This is a genomic window from Breznakiella homolactica, from assembly GCF_016616095.2.
Taxonomy (GTDB): domain Bacteria; phylum Spirochaetota; class Spirochaetia; order Treponematales; family Breznakiellaceae; genus Breznakiella; species Breznakiella homolactica.
Window position 1 is genome coordinate 26,643 of sequence record NZ_CP067089.2, and the last position, 19,427, is coordinate 46,069.

Below are 19,427 nucleotides of genomic sequence, written 5' to 3' on the forward strand. Positions count from 1 at the left end.
CCATCCTCTGCTTATTTCTTAGATTTAGGGCTTAGAACCATGGACATAAACCTTCCTTCCATTGCCGGAGGCTTATCCATGACATATTCCCCTTCAATACGCTTTAAAACGTCGTTTAAAACGTCCAATCCGAGTTCGGTATGGGCAAGCTCCCGTCCGCGGAACCGGACCGTGACCTTAACCTTGTTGCCGTCAGCGAGAAATTCCTTCACATGTTTGGATTTAAAATCCAGATCATGGTCGTCTATCTTAGGCTGCATGCGGATTTCCTTTAATTTAAGGAGTTTCTGCCGCTTCTTTGCATCCCTGACTTTTTTCTCATTCTCGAATTTGAACTTGCCATAGTCCAGTATTTTAACTACCGGCGGGCTAGCCTGAGGGGCTACTTCCACCAGATCGAGACCCTGTTCTTTGGCCATTTCGAGCGCCTGGGTTATGGATATTACCTGCTGTTCGCCCTCATCGCTGATGAGCCGAACTTCCCGCACCCGAATCTGTTCATTAATCCGTAAATCTCTGTCCGCCAACTGACCTCCTCGTCAGTTCTTTTAAGAACTGAAGTTCCCGATACAACGGGGCATGTACCGATAACTACTGTAGACTATAACAAATAAAAAGTCCCTCTGTCCAGTGGAGGGGGAGCACCAAGTCTTTCAATCCGGAACGCATCCGAGGATACTGGTAATGCCGGGTGTGTTCCGGCTTTACCGGCCCGGTGCTGCCCGTTCGCGCGGGCTGCTCCCCCTGCGGACGGGCTTCCTCACCCGTTTTCCTTTTTTCCGCGGAGCGGTCTCATAGAGCCCGCACTGTTATATCATCCAACGGGTTCGGTGATCCCGTCCTACCCCCACTGCAGATTCTGGGTGATGGGGACTGGTGTGAGACCGAATTGTGATATGAGATTATACCTACCGTTAGGTATAGAAACCCTCCGGCATGGCTGGCTTATGTTACCCTTAGCGGGGGCATATATCCGGCCCCCCGCATACATCCTCCGCAACGCGGTGCCTGGCCCGGTCCATCCCGAAGAGCCGGCACAGAAACATGGTGTTAAAAGGTAACACGGGGTGCCGGGGACAAATGGGGTATGAGCGACTTTCGAGGCCGCAGGCCGACACGGAGCCATACCCCATTTGTCCCCGGCAGGACCCCAAGACCTATTTCTCCATGCTTCTGTGCGGGACTGCAGAACACCGGGACTGTCCCGCCTTGCGGAGGGGTGCACCCCTATGATAGGGTATGATATGAGTCTTTTCAGCTTTTTGTGGGTACCGCTGTTTTATCTGTTCTGGAGAGCCTTGTCTCCGGAAGGTTCGGAGAACACCGGCGGTGTGTGTGCCCTGATTTTCGGGGCTGTTATTGCTCTGATCCAGTTTATCACCGGCCCGATGGTTTTCCCGGGCGGATTCGGTTTTCTCCGATGGCTGAGTATTTTTGTGGATCTCGTCTTTTTCCCCGCCATTCTTCCCCTGGGAATCTGTCTGCTTCTGCTGCTTTTCAGCCTTCTTACGGGCTCCGTAAATCTTACAAGCTTCATGCTTATTTCCCTTATTCCCGCTTCGATATTCCGGACCGCAAGTTACAGTTCCCTTACGGAACCGATGGTGCTTGTGCTGATCCCGTTTCTCTGGACGGCCCTGGCAGTGGGAATGCCCTTTTTTATCCGGATCGCCCAGGAAGAATACGGTCTTAAAACGGTTTTGAGCATCATCGGCTGCATTCTGCTTCCCTTTGCGGCTGCCACTGCGTACTGGGCTTTCTTCAGGCAGATGAACCCCCTGGGATTCCTGCTGAGTTTTATAACTGCGGCGCCTATGGTTATATCCACAGCGCTCAGTTTCGCCGTCCGCATCAAACGCGGATAGGCGGTCCATGGCCGGGAAAAGTCCCACCCAGCGGCAGCTGCGGGCAATCGCGGGAAAAAATCATATTTTTGAGGTCGCCATTTCCCTTATCAAACGGAACGGCTTTGAGCAAACCGGCGTAAGTGATATCTGCCGGGAAGCGGGAGTTTCCACCGGGGCTTTCTACCACTATTTTAAATCGAAACAGGATATTCTTTTTGAGCTGTATATCCGGGCGGACCGTTTTTTTGAACGGAATGTGGACGCCTGGGTCCGTTCCCGGGATCCGGCGGTACAGGTTATGGAATATATGGCCCTGTACATCCATTTTGTCCGGCTGGAGGGGGTGGATATCACCAGAAATCTGTATAATCCCGGCAACACGCTGTTTCTCAAGCAGGACCGTTCTATGCTTACCCTGCTGGAAGGAATAATATCCCGGGGCCAGGAAAAAGGAGCTATTTCCAAACGGCTTGGTCCGCCGGAATGGGTTCGTTTCATTTTTTCTGTTCTCCGGGGGCTTGCTCTGGACTGGGCTCTTTACAAGGGGGCTTATGATATAGAGGAGCGGGCGAAATCCCATATTGAATGCGTGGGCGATTATTTAAAAAAACAGTAGCACCGTGACCGTAAAAACCGGATAAGTTTTTCCGGATACCTCCATTATTCTTATTGCTTTTTTCTGAGTTAGGGTCTACTATTCAATGAAATTTTACCGAATACATTCGGTGAATAAATTAACATCTGACAGGAGTTGATCTGATGAAAAAAGTACCATCAAAAATTCTTGCGCTCCTCATGGCGGTAAGTGTTTTTGGCTGTGTTTCCAGCAAAACCGGTTTTACTCCCGGTACGTACCAGGGGACAGCCCAGGGATTCCACGGCGATATTACTATGGAAGTAACCGTTGATTCCGGGCGGATCCTTTCGGTCCAGGCGGTGGAACATACCGAAAGCCCCGGGATTTCCGATCCCGCCTTTGAGCGGATTCCCAAGGCCATTGTGGACGGCCAGACCTTGGCGGTGGATGTCGTCGCCGGCGCCAGTTTCAGCAGCCGGGGTATCATCGATGCTGTGACCCTGGCGCTGGAAAAATCCGGTGCCGATATTACGGCGCTTCAGAACAAGACCGCAAGTTCAAAAGCGGTACGGCGTGATTCCAAAACCGAAACCGCCGATGTCATTGTTATCGGTGCCGGCGGAGCCGGGCTTGCCGCGGCGATCGCCGCAAACCAGAGCGGCGCCACGGTGATTGTTCTGGAAAAAATGCCCCGCGCCGGCGGAAATACCATTATTTCCGGCGCCGCCTACAACGCGGTGGATCCTTCCCGGCAGATTCCCCTGGGGATCGAAGACTCAGTGGATCTCCACTTTACCCAGACCTACGAAGGGGGAGACAAGGTCGGTGATCCCGCGCTGGTCCGCACCATGGTCGAGAACGCCTATCCCGCGCTCCAGTGGATGGAAAGCCTGGGAATGGAATTCACCCCCACGGTGTTCACGGTGCTGGGCGGCCTCTGGCCCCGGGCTCACAAACCGGTAAAGCCCCTGGGCACCGGCTACATTGATACCGATCTCGAATACATTAACAGCCACAGCAGCCAGATAACCCTCCTGCTGGAAACCGAAGCCACGGAACTGATTACGAAAAACGGCCGGGTGACCGGTGTTAAAGCAAAGGGGCTTTCCACGGATTACGTGTTTAACGCCAACAAAGCCGTTGTTATTGCCACCGGCGGTTTCGGCGCGAACATTGAACTCCGGGACCGGTTCAATTCCATGTGGCCTGCCCTGACCAATATAAAGACCACCAACCATCCCGGGGCAACCGGCGACGGACTTGTCATGGCCGAAGCAGTCGGGGCAAACCTGGTGGGTATGGAATATATCCAGCTGCTGCCCATGGGTGATCCCGACACCGGAAGCCTTTCCGGGAATATTGAGCAGAATGTGGAAAACCGGATTTTCGTCAACAAGAGCGGAAACCGTTTCGTGGATGAAGGCGCCCGCCGGGATGTTATGACCAAGGGCCTGTTTGAACAGCAGGACGCGTTCATGTGGGTTATCCTTGACCGCCATTCATATCCCAATCCGGATGTTAAGAACAACTTCAACGAGACCATCGCGGAGCTCATTGCCCAGGGCAGGGCATACGGCGCCAACAGCCTCGATGATCTTGCCCGGCAGATTGGCGTTAATGCTGAAAACCTGAAAGCCGCTGTGGCGGATTTCAACCGGGCGGTGGAAACCGGCGGACCCGACCGTTTCGGGAGAACCCTGTTCCAGGATAAGATTGATACGCCGCCTTTCTACGCCGGCGCCCGTGAACCCACGGTTCACCACACCATGGGCGGTATCCAGATCAATACCCGTGCCCAGGCCATCGATAAAAAGGGCAATGTCATTCCCGGGCTGTACGCTGCCGGGGAAGTGACCGGCGGTATCCACGGATCAAACCGTCTCGGCGGCAACGCCCTGGCGGATATCCATGTGTTCGGCCGTATCGCCGGCACCAACGCCGCGGCTGAAAAATAATTAAAACGTAGAGTATTTTTGAAGGAAACGGCCCCGTCCGGGGCCGTTTTATTTTTTGTAAATGCCGGTTTCCTCAATCTGCGGGTACAGCGCCGGGGTATTTTTTACGAATCCCCAGTACCGGTCGCCATAGGACCAGTGCCACCATTCCGAGGGGTAATTGACGAACCCCGCTTTTTCCAGAGCGTATCCCAGTATTTCCCGGTTCCGCTTTTCCTCGCCGGTAATCAGTGGGGTTTCCGTGTAGGTTTTGTTCTGTACCGCAGCGGGATCCGCGTTAAAGACGGTCCCCATGGGTAATTCCGTTCCGTTTTCATCGACAAGGGTCAGGTCCAGGGCGCCCCCGGTGGGATGGGGCGCCACGGATTCCGGGGCAACATAGGCGTAAACCTTCCGCAGCAGCGCATCCCGGGAAAGGTCCGGATACTGTTTTTCATACCGGTTCAATACGCTGTTTACACTCCGGCGCTGGATAGATAACGGACGGTAGGCTTCTTTTACGCAATATGAAAGATTGCGGGGAAGAAAAGCCGTTGATTCCGCAAGTTTCTCCGCGACCCCGGCCCGGCAGAAACAGAAAAATTCACTCCTGCTGGCGATCTGCGCCATGGATTCGTCGACTTGTATCCGCCCGTGAAACCCGCGGAGGTCCGCAAAGGGTTCCTCCGTATCCGCCACGAAAATATTCTGGATGCGTTCATCATCAAATAAAACCATCTGCTGTCCCGGATCCGAAGCTGGATAAAAAAACGCTGTAAACCCCGGGCTTACAGCGTTTCAAGTCAAAACCGGAGACAATGATTCTCCGGCTGTCAGTATTTAGGCCTGACCCGCGGAGCCGAGAACGTTGATGTTTTTGTGCATGTACATCTTTTTCAGCTCATCCCGGGCGGGGCCGAGATATTTCCGGGGATCGAATTCCTCGGGTTTTTCCGCGAAAACCTTGCGGATCATGGCGGTCATGGCGAGGCGGCCGTCGGAATCGATATTGATTTTGCAGACCGCGCTTTTTGCAGCCTTGCGGAGCTGCTCTTCGGGGATGCCCACGGAATCCTTGAGGCTTCCGCCGTATTTTTCGATCATTTTTACGTATTCAATGGGAACCGAGGATGCCCCGTGCAGAACGATGGGGAATCCGGGGATGCGTTTTTCAATTTCCTCAAGAATATCGAAGCGCAGGGGAGGGGGAATCAGGATTCCGTTGGCGTCCCGGGTGCACTGTTCGGGTTTGAATTTGGTCCGGCCGTGGCTGGTACCGATGGAAATCGCCAGGGAATCGACTCCGGTGCGCCCCACGAAATCCTCGACTTCACTGGGTTCGGTATAGTGGCTGTGTTCGGATGATACATCGTCTTCCACCCCGGCAAGAACCCCGAGCTCTCCTTCCACGGTAACGTAATCCTTCCGGGAATGGGCGAACTCGCATACTTTTTTGGTGAGTTCCACATTTTCTTCATAGGAAAGGTGGGAGCCGTCGATCATGACCGATGAAAAGCCGGATTCAATGCAGTCCTTGCACAGTTCGTAGCTGTCGCCGTGGTCCAGGTGGAGCACTATGGGGACGTCATAGCCCAGTTCATGGGCGTATTCCACCGCGCCCCGGGCCATGTTGCGGAGCAGATTCTGGTTTGCGTATTTCCGGGCACCGGAGGATACCTGCATGATAACCGGGGATTTTGTTTCCACACAAGCCTGGACAATGGCCTGCATCTGTTCCATGTTGTTGAAATTATACGCCGGTACGGCATATCCGCCTTTTATTGCCTTTTTGAACAATTCAACTGAATTAACAAGGCCTAATTCGGTATAGCTGGTCATTGAAAACTCCTTGCTTAGAAAAAAATCATATACAGAATACTAGGGCTTCACCCTTCTTTGGTCAAGGATGCGGGGGAGCACCGAGTCTTTCAAGCCGGCAAGCACCCGGCGTTACCATTTCGGCCCGGGTGTTTGCCGGCTCAACCGGTTCGGTGCTGCCCCAGTCAAGAGGGCTGCTCCCCCTGGCTCCAAACCTGCGGTTTTCCGCCACCCCCACTTCTGGTTCCTGGAGGGCGTTTCATGGACTTTTCCTCTGCAGTCACCCATCCCGATAGAGACAGTTTTTTATGCTACCTACCGTTAGGTATACAAGCTTTCCGGTTCACACAGAGAGCGCTTGTATAAGTGACAGTTTCGGTCAGGGCAAAGCGTTGCCGGGGAGCGTCCTCAGTGTCCACCCCGCAGAAGCAGGGCGCCGGCATGTACGGAACAGCGGCAAAACAGCATGGGCGGAAACAGCAGCGCGGGGTGCCGGGATATATGGGGTATGAGCGACTTTCGAGGCCGAAGGCCGACAAGGAGCCATACCCTATATATCCCGGCAGGACCCCCGGATTTATTCCTGCATGCTGCTTTGCCGGACGGGACCCAATGCCGGCGCCCCGCTATTCCACCTTGAATTTCGATATTTCCCGGACCAGAATATCGATATATTCCTTGTTTTCGCCGCTGATTTCATTTACCCGGTGGACCGCGGTGTTGATCTGATCCGCTCCGGAGGCCATTTCATTCATGCCGTTGCTGATTTCCTGGGTCGTCATTTCAAGATTTTTGCTTTCCCGGATGACTTCCTGGCTTCCGGTAAGCATCTCCTGGGCACCGTTCTTTACCATCTGGGTCGCTTCGTGGAGGTGACCGATGGCTTCGAGGATCTGCTGGCTGCCCGCGTTCTGCTCTTCCATGGCGCTGCGGATGTTCTCCTGCTGCTCGGATACGGTTTTTACCTCCGAATCGATGGTCTCGAATTTTTCCAGCACCGAACCGGTTGACCTGCTGATGGTATCAATGGCTTCCTTGATTTTTTTTAGTACCCCGGCGATGGTTTTTGACTGCTCCCCGGAGGATTCCGCCAGTTTCCGGATCTCATCGGCGACAACTGCAAAACCTTTGCCGGCATCCCCCGCGTGGGCCGCCTCTATGGCGGCGTTCATGGACAGGAGGTTCGTCTGGCTGGCAATATTTTCCATTACCGCGGTGATTTCCAGAAGTCCCTCGGACTCCCGGGCGATTTCCTGTATTTCCCCGGAAACTTCCTGGAGACCGCTCCGTCCTATTTCCGATGCTTTCCCCAAATCCCGTACGTTTTCGGCGTTTTTTACCAGGGTCTGGGTTACTGACTGGATGTTCGCGAGCATTTCCTCAATAGCCGACGACGACTGGGCCACACTGGCGCTTTGGGTTTCTATGTGGCCGCTGAGTCTGTCTATATTCTGGGTAATCTGTTCCATGGTGGAATTCGTTTCCGTCACGCTGGCGGACTGGTTTACGACCTGGTTCTTCATTCCCTGAACATTGGCGGTGATTTGGTTAACCGCCGCCGCGGTCTCGGTCATGTTGGAGGACAGTTCCGTTCCGATATCCAGCAGTTTTTGGGACTGGTTTTTAATAATCAGCACAAGGGTTTTAATTTTTTCCAGGGTCATATTGAAAAAATGGGCCATGTCGCCAATTTCATCCTTGGAATCCATATTGATGGTTTTTGTTAAATCCCCTTCGCCTTCGGAGATATCCCTGAACATTACCACCATCCGGTTTATGGGTTTCGTAATGGACCGGGCCACCAGCACCGCCGCAATGCAGATTACGATCAGTATTGCCACCCCGGTGGGAATACTGAACAGGAGCATCCGGTACACCGGCGCCATGACCGTTGCCATGGGGATTCCCACCAGAAGAGCCCAGGGCGTTCCAGTTTCCCCGATGGAGAACGGGGAGCTTACAATAGTAAAATCCGTATCCATCGCGTTGGATTTGACGGAATAGGACAGCGGTTCTCCCCGGCGCACCGATTCCGCGACGGTATCGGTGTAATCTCCGTTCATATCCCGCTCGGATTCCCGCATCTGTCTGCCCAGCCGGGTGCTGTCAAAATGCCCGGCCACAATACCGCCGTTCGAAAATACCGCGGAAATACCGTCACCGTATGGCCTGATGGCTTCGGCAAAGGTCTGGATTTTTTCCAGGGCTATGTCGATGCCCGCCACGCCGACAACGATGCCGTCCTTTTTTATCGGGACCGACAGGGATGTTATGAGCAATGTTCGTCCGCCGATGGTGTAGGGGTAGGGCTCAATGATCGCTTCCTTCCCGGTCTTAAGGGGAATCTGGTAATAATCTCCGTCCCCGGATCTGCCGTAATTTTCCAGGGGTTCTACCTGCACTTTGCCGTTGGCCCGGTGCCAGTACGAAACGAACCGTCCGGAATCATCGCAGTCCTGGGTGTTTCTGTTATCCGCGTCCATGCCGTCCAGGGCATCCGGCTCCCAGCAGCTCCATACCGCGATATAATCCGGATTGTTTTCGGCGATCTGCCGGAGGATATAATTAAAATAAAACCGCCGTTCTTCCGCGGGAATGGCCTGGTAGCCTTCCATAATATCCGCCAGCGCCCTGGCCTGATCCAGGGGAACTTCCATCCAGTTTTTTACTTCACCGGCGTAGCGCGCGGACATGTTTTCCGCGTTTTCCAGAATAACCTCGGTGATCTGGAGGCGGGAACGGCGCTGGGTCGTCCAGATCAGAACAGCAAAGCCTATTAAATTCATTGTAATAATAATAGCGATTAGTTTTGTGCCGATTTTCATCTTCCGGTGCTCCTTTGTACATCTGTCGGTGCTGAATTGAGAGCGGGTGCTCTGAAAAGTGTTATTATACAATAGCCTATAAATTTTCGGAACGCAATAAAATTAGTAATTTTGTAAGCTTTTTATCGAATATCGTACCGGAATGCGATTTCCCCGTAAAATTCTTTTATTTTCTTAAAACAATGAAAAAAATTGTTGACAAGCCACCAGGGTCATGTAAAATATTCACATTAATACATCTTATGATGTTATATTTTTGAGGAGGAAAAAATGTCCAGTATCCATGCGGAATATCTCAGCAAAGCCATTGCAGCGGTAAAGCAGAAGAATCCGAAAAATATTTATTTTGTTGCCTGCGGCGGATCAATGGCGTACATGTACAACCAGCAGTATATATTTGATGTGGAAACGGATATTCCTGCCTTTATTTTATCTTCCAATGAGTTTATTCACCGCAGTCCCAAGGGACTGGGCCCCGATTCTTTGGTGGTGAGCTGCAGCCATTCCGGCAACACCCCGGAAACCGTGGAAGCGACCAAAGTTGCCCGGAGCAAAGGCGCCCTCACCGTGGCGTATTCCCATGAGGAAAACTCCCCCCTCTGGCAGGCCGCGGAATACAACCTCCATTACGACTGGGGACCGGAAAGCGACGCCTACGAACACAAAGCCGGTATGGCCCTCCGTTTTATCTTCGGCGCCCTTAACGCGCTGCGGCCCAACGAAAAGTACGCCCGGGCCCTGGAGTCCATCAAGGATCTCAACAATATTTTCGAACGGAACAAGAAGAAGTTCGCCGCCGAAGCGGACAAATGGGGGGCGTCGCACAAACGGGAGCCGATTATTTATACCATGGGATCCGGTCCTGTATACGGCGAAGCGTACGCCTTCGCGATCTGCTTCCTCCAGGAAATGCTCTGGGTCCATTCCTCATCCATCCACACCGGAGAGTATTTCCATGGCCCCTTTGAAATTACCGATTACGATGTTCCCTTCCTGCTGTTCAAAACCGCCGGTGAAACCCGGCCCCTGGATGAACGGGCGGAAAATTTCGCCAAGAAATTCAGCCAGAAAGTAACGGTCCTGGATGCCAAGGATTTTGACTGGACCGGGATCGACAAGGATCTGTATTCCTACCTTTCCACCCCCATCTTCGGCGCCGTTTCCCGGACCTACGCGGAACGGATGGCGGAACACCGCGGCCATCCGCTGACGGTCCGCCGGTACATGTGGAAGATGGATTACTGACAAGAAGCCTCCTTGGCGGGGGTATCAGCCCGGATTTATTCCCATGCATAGCAGGGAAAAAAATAGATAAAGGAGTTATGTATGAAAAAAAAGATTTTTGCGGTACTGCTTATCCTGACCGTCGCCGCGTCATTCGTGATGGCCGGCGGCGGTTCCGACGGATCCAGCAGCGGAAAAACGGTGGTACGCTTTTTCCACCGCTGGCCCCAGGATCCCCGGTACAGCTACTTCAATGATATCGTAGCGGAATTCGAAAAACAGAACCCCGATATCAAGATCGAAATGGACAGCGTGATCAACGATTCCTACAAGGAAAAGATCCGGGTCCTCGTTTCTTCCAACGACATCCCCGATGTGTTCTGTACGTGGTCGGATACCTTCGCCTACAATCTGGTACAGTCCGGCCGTATCAAGGTTCTGAACGACATGCTTAATGCGGACCCTGCGTTCAAAAATTCCTTCATCCAGTCGCAGATCGCTCCCTTTACCTTTGACAACAACACCTATGGCCTGCCTCTGACCATTGACGGCAAAGTATTCGTGTACAACAAAGAAATCTTCGCCAAGGCGGGCATCACCAAAGTGCCGACCACCTACCGCGAATTCATCAATGTTCTGGATACTCTTAAGCGGGCAGGGTACGATACCCCAATCCTCGAAGGACTTTCCGACGCGTGGACCATCGCCCATTACCTGGGAACCATTTTCCAGCGGGTGATCCCCCAGTCGGTGCTGGACAAAGATTACGCTGAAAAAACCGGTGAGTTTACCGATCCCGGCTACAAGCGGAGCCTTGAAATCTTCCAGCAGCTGGTGGGCTACATGGGCCCCAACGCGACCTCCATTGACCACACCACCACCCGGAACCTGTTTATCGCCGGCCGCCAGCCCATCATGTACATGCAGCTTGCCGAGTTCGGCTATGTCCAGGCGGATAACCCCAATCTCGACTACGGCCTGTTTAACTTCCCCGCCATCGAAGGCGGAGCAGGTGATCCTGCCTATCTGACGGGCGCTCCCGAAGGCTTTATGATGTCCGCGACCTCAAAGGTGCCTGAAGCCGCCGAACGGTTCTACAAATTCCTGTATACCAAGGCGAATATGGAAAAATTCGTCAAGGATGTGGGCGCTCCCGTGGGAGTCATCGGCGCGGTGAATACAAACAACGCCTATCCCAAGCTCATGGAAGCGGTGGAAATCATCAACAATACCAAGGCTTACCCCTGGTTTGACAACGCGGTGAATATCAAAATCGCCGATGCCTTTATGCGGGGAGCCCAGTCCGTGGCTTCCGGCGACAAGTCCATCGACCAGGTCCTGAGCGAAGTCCAGGCAGCCGCCCGGGTAGTCCGGAGCGAAGCCAAATAACAGTTTTTTGATCTGAGACAATCCCGGCCCGAGACTTCGTCCCGCGGCCGGGTTTTATGTAAAAAACCTGCTGCGGAACTATTTCCGGGGCCAGATCCTGCAGAAGGGGGACCTTATGACCCGAAACAAGTTACGGTCGGCTTTGTCGCCGGTACTGTTTGTTTTGCCCTGCGCAATATTGCTGATTATGTTTATCTATTTTCCCCTTATTCAGAATATCATATTCAGTTTTTTTCGATTTTCGGCATTTTCACCGTCAAAACTGTTTATCGGAATTCAGAATTACTCAAATCTGATCAGGGACGGCATCGTCGCCACAGCCCTGCAGAATAATTTCCGGTACGCTGTCGTATCGGTTCTGTGCCAGGTCTGTTTCGGCCTTGTTCTGGCCGCAATCCTGGAAGACCAGGCTTTCAAGCGGGTGGCTGTTTTTTTCAGAACCACCTTTTTCCTTCCCATCGTAATTTCCATTACCGTTGTCTGTCTTCTTTTCGGGTTTATTTACAATCCCATGGACGGGCTGCTCAATAAATTCCTGGAACTGATCGGTCTCGGCGCCCTGACCCGGCCCTGGCTGGGTTCCGCAAAAACGGCGATCTGGGCGACCATCGCGGTTTCCCAGTGGCACAGTACGGGCTATGTGATGATGCTTTTTATCGTCGCGATCCAGAAGATCCCCGGCGAGCTTTATGAGGCCGCCGAAATAGACGGGGCCGGCAAGCTCCGGCGCTTCTTTCTTATAACCCTTCCTCAAGTAAGGGAGATGTTTTTTGTTACGTCGGTCATTACCGTAACCGGGTCGGTGCTGGTTTTCAACGAACCCTACATACTCACCAAAGGCGGCGGCCCGGGTACAAGTTCCATAACCATGTCCGTGTACATGTACCAGTCGGGCTTTTTCAAGGATATGATGGGATACGCAGCCGCCCTGGCGGTGGTTATCTTCGTCATTTCCGCCATTCTGGCGGTTATCCAGATGACCGCGTTCCGGTCCGGGGAGGATTGATATGGCTTTTAGTGCTTTTCAGAAATACCGCCGGGGAAAATTCGGTCCCGGAGAAATCCTCGTTTTCCTTATGCTCTGCGTCGGGTTCATCCTGGTGGCGTATCCGCTGTTCTGGGTCGTCATGTCGTCCCTCAAAACATCGTCTTCAATAACCCTTGACGTGTGGGCCCTTCCCAAGGTGCCCCAGTGGAAAAACTATGTTACCGCCTGGAACCGCGGAGTTTCGGGGTACTTCGTCAACAGTCTTATCGTAACCGTCAGCACTATCTTCGGGGTGCTTACCGTGTCGTCCCTCTGCGCCTACGGCCTTTCCCGGTTTAAGACGCCGTGGCTCAAGTACATGCTGATCCTGGTTATGGGCGGCATGATGCTCAACCCCCAGGTCTGTCTTATCCCGCTGTACGGCCTGCTCAGGACGCTGCGGATGCATAACACCTACTTTGCTTTGATCATCCCGTACATCGCCTTCAGGCTTCCCCTGAACACCCTGCTCATACGTTCTTTTTTCCTGGCGGTGCCCAAGGAGATTGAAGAATCCGCCACCATAGACGGCTGCACGAACCTGCAGATCTACGCGAGAATTTTCGTTCCCATGTCCCAGCCGATTCTTATAACCGGGACTATCCTGACGGCGTATTACGCCTGGAATGAATTCCTTTTTGCCATCATCTTTATTGATTCCAACAAGTACCGGACCATTCCCGCGGGGCTGATGAATTTCCGTGACGCCCTGGTGGTTGACTGGGGGCCGCTCCTGGCGGGGATGACCATTTCGGCGCTGCCAATTATTATCTTTTTCATATCCGTACAGAAATATTTTATCCGGGGAATGACCGCCGGAGCAGTTAAGGGCTAGGAGAGGGAATCATGAAATTTATTGCCGTCGGTGATAATGTGGTGGACTGTTATCTGGATCAGAAGATGTATTATCCCGGCGGCAACGCCGTAAACGTGGCCGTCAACTGTTCCCGCCATGGGGCGTCGCCGGTGGCGTACATGGGTGTTTTCGGGGACGACCCCGAAGCGGAGCACATCAAGCGGTGCCTGGAAAAGGAAAATGTAACCTGGGATTATTCCCGGAAAACCTACGCCGCGTCGGGTCATCCCGGGGTCAACCTTACCCCCGACGGTGACCGGGTTTTCGTGGGCGGCCCCAAGGATACGGCCCAGCATATTTTCCGGATCAGGCTTATGCCCAAGGATCTCGCCTACATCGGCGGTTTCGATCTCTGCCATACGAGCTGCTACTCCGGGATAGAACCGGAGCTTCCCGCCCTGGCCGCGGCCTGTCCCGTTTCATTCGACTTTTCCGTTTCCAATACCGATGAGTACATCCGGACCGTGGCGCCCCATATACGGTTCGCGTTTTTTTCCGGTTCGGACCTGGAGGAAAAACGGATTGAGGAAATTATTGAGCTCTGCCACGCCCTGGGTACGGAAGTCGTGGGGGTGACCCTCGGTTCCCGGGGGGCCTCCTTTTCCCGTTTGGGCCGGCGTTACTCCCAGCCGATCAAGCCCGCGGAGAAAGTAGTGGATACCATGGGAGCGGGGGATAGCTTTATTGCGGGATTTCTCGTAAAATACTACGATAATGGAGATATGGAAGAATCTTTAGATTTTGCCGCGGGATGTGCCGCCGAAACATGCGGATTCCACGGCGGCTTCGGGTATCCCCATCCATTTGAGGAGTAAATTGAACAGCCTTGAACGGCAGTCGGTAATACAGTTTAACCATGTCTCACCCCTTTATGAGCAGGTAAAACAGTCCCTTCTGCACGATATTATGAATGAGACCTACACCTACGGTGACCGGCTGCCCAGCGAAGCGGAGCTTTCCGAACAGTACGGAGTCAGCCGGATTACGATCCGGCGGACCATTTCCGAACTTGCGGAAGAGGGGTATCTGTCCTCCCAGCAGGGCAGGGGAACCTTTGTCAAATACCACGCGAAAACCCAGGAACTCCGGGCGTTCAACAATTTCGAGGACGGCAACGCCCACCATCTGGAACGGAAAATCCTTTCAAAGGAATGTATCGAGGCCGACGCGGGGCTTGCGGAAATTTTCGAAATCCTTCCGGGGGCGCGGATCGTAAAACTGCGCCGGCTTTTTACCGAAGCGGGCAAGGAATATTCCATCGATAACGCCTATTTCCCCGAAACCCTGTACCCGGGGATTTTCGAAAAGCTTCAGGATAATGTCTCCACCCTGGATCTCGTTAAAAATTTCTACAAAATGAATTTTTATAAGGCCTACAAAACCCTCGGGGTTATCCGGGCCGGGGATACCGAGGCGGCCCTGCTTAAATGCGTTCCCGGGGAGCCGCTTTTTTCCATTACCAAGGTTTATTACGACCGGATGGATAAACCGGTCCATTATTCCCAGTACCTCATTCTCGGCACCCGCTGCAAATATACCCTGACGGTGAACAATGACGAAGCGGACACAAAGGTGCTCTTCCAGGGCGAATAGACAGGGGCATCCGGACTGATTACAATTATCTGTAATGGCTCAAAAGCGGTTTAGAAGCAGAATACTTTTGTTCCTGCCGGTCCTGGCAATCGCCTGCGCGGGACTTGTTTATTTTGCGCGCGCCCCCCTTCTCGTGGTGGAGGACGCGTATTTTACCAGCCTGTACGGCGCTGACCGGACACGGATGTCCCGGATACGGGCCTCCCTGACGCTTTTCAGACCCGTGCGGAGTGTGGTCCTGGTGGACACCCTTGGACCCGACGGGATTGCCTTTGCCGTATCCGAGGCCTCATCCCAGCCGTACGCCGTTTTTTTTCCCTACCGGTACCGCGCCGGGGCGGAACGGTACGCTGACCAGCAGACCGGGACCGCGGTGGCGGTTTTTGCCGGAACCCAGCAGCCCGAGCCGCCCCTGAATGACCGGATCCGGTATTTTATTACCGACCGCACCGCGGATATGTACCGGTCCGGCCTGGCAGCCGCGATCCTTTCTGAAAATTCCCCGGACAGGGTGGTGTGCTGTCTTTCCAACTCCGCGGACGGCAGGTTCCGGGACGCTTTCCTCCGGGGACTGCGGGACGGCGGCCACAATCAGGATCCAATATACGTAGACCCCGATGCCGACTATCCCTATTCCGAAAGCTTCGCCGCGGCGGTGATAGCGGATCCAACGGACCGTTTTTTCCAGAAAAAGAACCCCGCCCCGACGGTGCTTCATTCATGGATCAATCCGGAACTGACCAATTCCCAGGTAAAAATTATCTTTGACGATGCGCCCTGGGCACTCCTGGCCGGCGGGGTCCGGAATCTTTCGGGCAGAGTCGGCACGGTGTATTTGCCTTCTAAAGCCGCGGTTATGGACCGCCGTCTGGCCGGCGGCACCGTAAAACGGAGTCTCCAGGCTGCCGCCGGGGCGAATTTTACGGCGGAATGAGCCCCGGCGGGGCCGGCGCCGCGGGTTATTGCGGGGTGCCGGCTCGTCCGGGAGGACTTTTGGTGCGCCGTCCGCTTAATTCAGCAAATTAACGCGGACAGGTCCCCGGTTAACCGGGCCTGTGAATAAAAAAATTGCAAAAAAAGTACTATTTATATGGTATAATTATAATTAATATCCAAAGAGGTTTGACAAAGGTACCGCTAGGAAATATAATCTAATCGGATCTGATCTCTTTCCCTAAAGATTGAAAAGGAGTATGGGATGAAACACGGCAGTTTCAGAGTTGCTTGCCTTATTTTTTTGGCATGTATTGCAGCGGTCTCAGCTTTCGGTGACGAAAAAACCATAGTATTGGAATCAATTGTTCTTGAAAGCTTTGACGGTGATTCTGATTACGACTGGCGCCTGGATGCCAGTAAATTTGCTACCAAGTCGGACGAGGAAACCTTTCCGAAACTGGCATACGTTCCTGCCTGGCCGACAGCCGTCTTTGGAAACAACCGGGACGGGAAAGACCTCAAGAGCCTCGGTATCTGGGGCCGTTTTGACCGGCGGGGCTATAACTGGATAGATGTGTATCCGGTGGCAAAAGACGGCGGCGATGACGCCGCGGCGGCGGAAATCCCGATTCCCGGCAGGGTTCAGATCATGGATGTCTGGGTTTGGGGATCGAATTTCGATTATTATATTGAAGCGTACGTCCGTGATTATCAGGGCGTGGTCCACACCATTGATATGGGCAGCATTGCTCATGAAGGCTGGAAAAACCTCCGTATTCCCATACCCAATAATATACCCCAGGCGAAGCGGCTGCTTCCCCGGCTTGAATCCCTTTCATTCGTAAAATTCCGCATCTGGACCCGGCCTACCGAGCGGGTCGATAATTTCTATATATACCTGGACCAGTTTAAAATCCTGACCGATATATTCGAAACCATGTTCGACGGCGATGCGCTGACCGATCCGGAATTTATCCAGGATAGCTGGGGTTCCGGCAATTAATAAAGGAGGCCGCTCATTATGAAACAATTTACCGTGATAGCTTTATTTCTTTTTGCAGCGGGGCTGGTGATTGCCCAAAACAATGAAGTAGGTGGCCCCGACCCGGAACGGATCGGTATCGACGCTGCCCAGCAGCTCCTTAAGGAAGTATCCGTGGACAAGTTTGAACACGACGGATACTGGCGTTCATCCATGTCTTCCGATGAAGGCTATACCACCACCCGGCTGTTTGAGGGCGGGCCTGCGGGTAAAGCCCCCATCCCCGATGAAGAGGGAATGAATATTCCGGACCGCTATGTCCTTGGTACCCGGGTGGATTTCCTCCGCCGGGGGCATACCAATTTTACGCTGTATCCGTCCCGGCCCATCCCGATTGAGGGCATAACCAAGACCATTTCCGTATGGGTGGTAGGACGGAATTTCAACCACGTTCTAAAAATCATGATCCAGGATTTCTTTGGCCGGGATTACGAACTGTATGTGGGCAAACTCAACTTCCAGGGCTGGAAACGCCTTACCGTGGCGATTCCTCCCCAGGCTCCGGACGGCCGCAACGGTATCGTCCAGAGGAACTACCACTACAACAATTCCATGGGCATCAAAGTAACGGGATTCAAAATTGAATGTGATCCTATGGAAGCTTACGGCAGCTATTACATCTACTTTGATGACCTGAGGGCGGTAACCGACCTCTTTGCCGAGGACAACCGGGACGCCGACGATATGGTCGATACCTGGTAAAATCCCTTTTAAAATACAAAGCCGCCGCATGGCGGCTTTTTTTATGCGGAATTCCGGACGGCCCGCTATTTTCCCCGTTTGTACACCCAGGCGTTTCCCTGTTTTCCGGTCCGCTTAACCAGTTCCAGCCGGAAGAGGACGTACAGGGTTTTCCGGGCCAGACCGGCGGTGATACCCGCTTTTTCCGCCAGAGTCTGTACCGTAAAGGGCTCGTTTTTTTTAAACGGAATAAACCGGATGTAATCGCCCGCGCCGGAGAGGGGAATGGTTTCGCGGACCGCCAGGAGAATTTTATCCTCAATACTGGCGCCTTTCCTCCGCCAGGAGCCTTTTCCGTCCTGGATGCGCCGCTCCGCTGTTTCCACCACCGCGAGCTCAATACAGAGATTGGCCGTCCGCGGCAGAAGGGGAGCGTAGATAAGGGCATTAAAAAGATCCCAGGGAGTGCCTTTCCGGGGGCTTTTTCGCCGCCGGAGCAGGCTGCCGGCTTCGTCAAACAGCTCTATGTACCGGGCCGCCACAATGGGGTGCACAATCCGGAGCGGCGCGGCGGCGGCCAAAACCGGGGCTTTGTGCTTCAGCGGGCCGAAGCTCCCGGTTTGAATTTCAATAAGTTCACCGTTTTCCCTGATACCGTCACAGACGTACCCTTCAAGGGCCTGCTCAACCGCTCCCGCAATGCCGGTGTATTGTATTTTCAGCGCCCGGTGGAGGGAACTTTCGCGTTCCGTGCCGATGCCGGCGCTTTTTCCCGGCTTTTTCCGCAGTTCAGCTCCGGGCGGCATAGGGAATGAGTTCCTCGGCGGTCATCTGTTCCAGGAAATGGAAGGTTTCATTGCCGCCCCGGTTCTCGTTTACCTTTATCCGGGCCACCCGGAATACGATCATCCGGGTGGTGGGCAGGGGAAGGGAGATCCCCTGGCCGTTTATGTCGACTAATTCGTTTATCGGGAGCCTTCCCGGGATTTCCTGCACATCCCCTTCGGGAAAAACAATGTAATATTCATTCATAAACATACCTCCAGCATACAAAACAGCGTCCGTAATAGCAAGATTTACTATCTACTATACAAACGTGTAGTTTGAAAATATGAAAAATGTACTATTTATAACGTTTTCTGGATTAATCGTATTGACGGGTAAATTTTTTATGTAAATAATGTAGATTAGTGGGAGAAAGTGGGAAAAAATAGGAAAAAGTGGAATGGACTTACTAACCGGAGAATTTAGAAACACATTGGACGACAAAGGCCGGGTGAGCCTTCCTTCCCGTCTTCGGGCAGGGTTGTCCGGTAATATTCTGATTCTCACACAAGGGGTTGACCGCTGCCTATGGCTGTATCCGCCGGAGCAGTGGAAGGATCTTTCCAAAAAACTGATGGATTCCACCAGCCCATTCCAGTCGCGGTCGCGGCTGGTGCAGCGCCGCATTATCGCGCCTGCCCAGGAAGCCGAAATTGACAAGGCCGGCCGGATCGCGGTGCCCCAGAGTCTCCGGGAATACGCCGGACTGACCAGGGACTGCGTGATCCTGGGCATAGACAAATACATTGAAATCTGGGACGCGGACCAGTACCGCCAGTACTGGGATGCCAATGAGGATGAATTCAAGGCCGCCGCGGAAGAGCTGGGGTCGGTTTTTTTATAGGAACGGGGA

General features: G+C 53.4%; 19 protein-coding genes. 13 read left to right on the top strand and 6 right to left on the bottom strand.

The features are described 5' to 3' along the window. Nucleotides 1-11: 11 nt before the first annotated feature. Nucleotides 12-527, bottom strand: a complete 516-nt coding sequence (gene infC, locus JFL75_RS00140) for a translation initiation factor IF-3 (protein ID WP_215624685.1) — start codon at nt 525-527, stop codon at nt 12-14. Nucleotides 528-1,229: 702 nt separating this feature from the next. Here infC and JFL75_RS00145 point away from each other — a divergent pair. The 3 genes from JFL75_RS00145 to JFL75_RS00155 all read left to right on the top strand — a co-directional run bounded on the left by JFL75_RS00145 (nt 1,230) and on the right by JFL75_RS00155 (nt 4,379). Beyond that, on the top strand, nt 1,230-1,865 hold the full coding sequence (locus tag JFL75_RS00145; RefSeq protein ID WP_215624686.1) for a hypothetical protein: 636 nt from the start codon (nt 1,230-1,232) through the stop codon (nt 1,863-1,865). Nucleotides 1,866-1,872: 7 nt separating this feature from the next. Further along, a complete protein-coding gene (locus JFL75_RS00150; protein ID WP_215624687.1) occupies nt 1,873-2,463 on the top strand; it encodes a TetR/AcrR family transcriptional regulator in 591 nt (196 codons plus the stop codon). Between the two features lie 143 nt (nt 2,464-2,606). Then, a complete protein-coding gene (locus tag JFL75_RS00155) occupies nt 2,607-4,379 on the top strand; it encodes a flavocytochrome c (RefSeq protein WP_215624688.1) in 1,773 nt (590 codons plus the stop codon). Nucleotides 4,380-4,427: 48 nt separating this feature from the next. On the opposite strand, the gene JFL75_RS00160 is transcribed toward JFL75_RS00155, so the two are convergent. From JFL75_RS00160 to JFL75_RS00170, 3 genes are all read right to left on the bottom strand, one after another. After that, entirely contained in the window at nt 4,428-5,096 is a 669-nt protein-coding gene (locus tag JFL75_RS00160; RefSeq protein WP_215624689.1) for a M15 family metallopeptidase, read from the bottom strand. A gap of 102 nt (nt 5,097-5,198) precedes the next feature. Then, nucleotides 5,199-6,197: a class II fructose-bisphosphate aldolase gene (locus tag JFL75_RS00165; protein WP_215624690.1), complete on the bottom strand. Its 999-nt coding sequence runs from the start codon at nt 6,195-6,197 to the stop codon at nt 5,199-5,201. A 605-nt stretch (nt 6,198-6,802) separates the two neighbouring features. Continuing rightward, entirely contained in the window at nt 6,803-9,001 is a 2,199-nt protein-coding gene (locus JFL75_RS00170) for a methyl-accepting chemotaxis protein (protein ID WP_215624691.1), read from the bottom strand. Between the two features lie 270 nt (nt 9,002-9,271). Between JFL75_RS00170 and JFL75_RS00175 the strand changes: the two genes are divergently transcribed. The 9 genes from JFL75_RS00175 to JFL75_RS00215 all read left to right on the top strand — a co-directional run bounded on the left by JFL75_RS00175 (nt 9,272) and on the right by JFL75_RS00215 (nt 17,770). Next, a complete protein-coding gene (locus JFL75_RS00175; RefSeq protein ID WP_215624692.1) occupies nt 9,272-10,246 on the top strand; it encodes an SIS domain-containing protein in 975 nt (324 codons plus the stop codon). An 81-nt stretch (nt 10,247-10,327) separates the two neighbouring features. Beyond that, nucleotides 10,328-11,614 carry an ABC transporter substrate-binding protein gene (locus JFL75_RS00180; RefSeq protein WP_215624693.1) on the top strand — a complete coding sequence of 429 codons (1,287 nt, stop codon included), beginning with the start codon at nt 10,328-10,330 and terminating at the stop codon, nt 11,612-11,614. 115 nt (nt 11,615-11,729) lie between these two features. After that, complete coding sequence (locus JFL75_RS00185) at nt 11,730-12,620, top strand: carbohydrate ABC transporter permease (protein ID WP_223292730.1); 891 nt, start codon at nt 11,730-11,732, stop codon at nt 12,618-12,620. 1 nt (nt 12,621) lies between these two features. Beyond that, nucleotides 12,622-13,476, top strand: coding sequence for a carbohydrate ABC transporter permease (locus tag JFL75_RS00190; protein ID WP_215624694.1), 855 nt, complete (start codon nt 12,622-12,624; stop codon nt 13,474-13,476). Nucleotides 13,477-13,487: 11 nt separating this feature from the next. Further along, nucleotides 13,488-14,312 (top strand): PfkB family carbohydrate kinase, encoded by an 825-nt coding sequence (locus tag JFL75_RS00195; RefSeq protein WP_215624695.1) that lies wholly within the window; start codon nt 13,488-13,490, stop codon nt 14,310-14,312. Between the two features lies 1 nt (nt 14,313). Continuing rightward, complete coding sequence (locus tag JFL75_RS00200) at nt 14,314-15,090, top strand: GntR family transcriptional regulator (RefSeq protein ID WP_215624696.1); 777 nt, start codon at nt 14,314-14,316, stop codon at nt 15,088-15,090. A gap of 67 nt (nt 15,091-15,157) precedes the next feature. Continuing rightward, the gene (locus JFL75_RS00205) at nt 15,158-16,024 is read left to right on the top strand and encodes a hypothetical protein (protein WP_215624697.1); all 867 of its coding nucleotides are present in this window, start codon (nt 15,158-15,160) and stop codon (nt 16,022-16,024) included. Between the two features lie 264 nt (nt 16,025-16,288). Continuing rightward, nucleotides 16,289-17,029 carry a flagellar filament outer layer protein FlaA gene (locus tag JFL75_RS00210; protein WP_215624698.1) on the top strand — a complete coding sequence of 247 codons (741 nt, stop codon included), beginning with the start codon at nt 16,289-16,291 and terminating at the stop codon, nt 17,027-17,029. 18 nt (nt 17,030-17,047) lie between these two features. Beyond that, nucleotides 17,048-17,770, top strand: a complete 723-nt coding sequence (locus JFL75_RS00215; RefSeq protein WP_215624699.1) for a flagellar filament outer layer protein FlaA — start codon at nt 17,048-17,050, stop codon at nt 17,768-17,770. A gap of 65 nt (nt 17,771-17,835) precedes the next feature. Here JFL75_RS00215 and JFL75_RS00220 read toward each other — a convergent pair whose 3' ends face one another. Together JFL75_RS00220 and JFL75_RS00225 are read right to left on the bottom strand one after the other, a co-directional pair. Then, nucleotides 17,836-18,555 (bottom strand): DUF8091 domain-containing protein, encoded by a 720-nt coding sequence (locus JFL75_RS00220; protein ID WP_223292731.1) that lies wholly within the window; start codon nt 18,553-18,555, stop codon nt 17,836-17,838. Then, complete coding sequence (locus JFL75_RS00225) at nt 18,539-18,781, bottom strand: hypothetical protein (RefSeq protein WP_223292732.1); 243 nt, start codon at nt 18,779-18,781, stop codon at nt 18,539-18,541. Before JFL75_RS00225 ends, JFL75_RS00220 begins: the two co-directional genes overlap by 17 nt. 193 nt (nt 18,782-18,974) lie before the next feature. Between JFL75_RS00225 and mraZ the strand changes: the two genes are divergently transcribed. Beyond that, nucleotides 18,975-19,418 carry a division/cell wall cluster transcriptional repressor MraZ gene (gene mraZ / locus JFL75_RS00230; protein ID WP_215624701.1) on the top strand — a complete coding sequence of 148 codons (444 nt, stop codon included), beginning with the start codon at nt 18,975-18,977 and terminating at the stop codon, nt 19,416-19,418. The last annotated feature ends 9 nt before the right edge of the window (nt 19,419-19,427 follow it).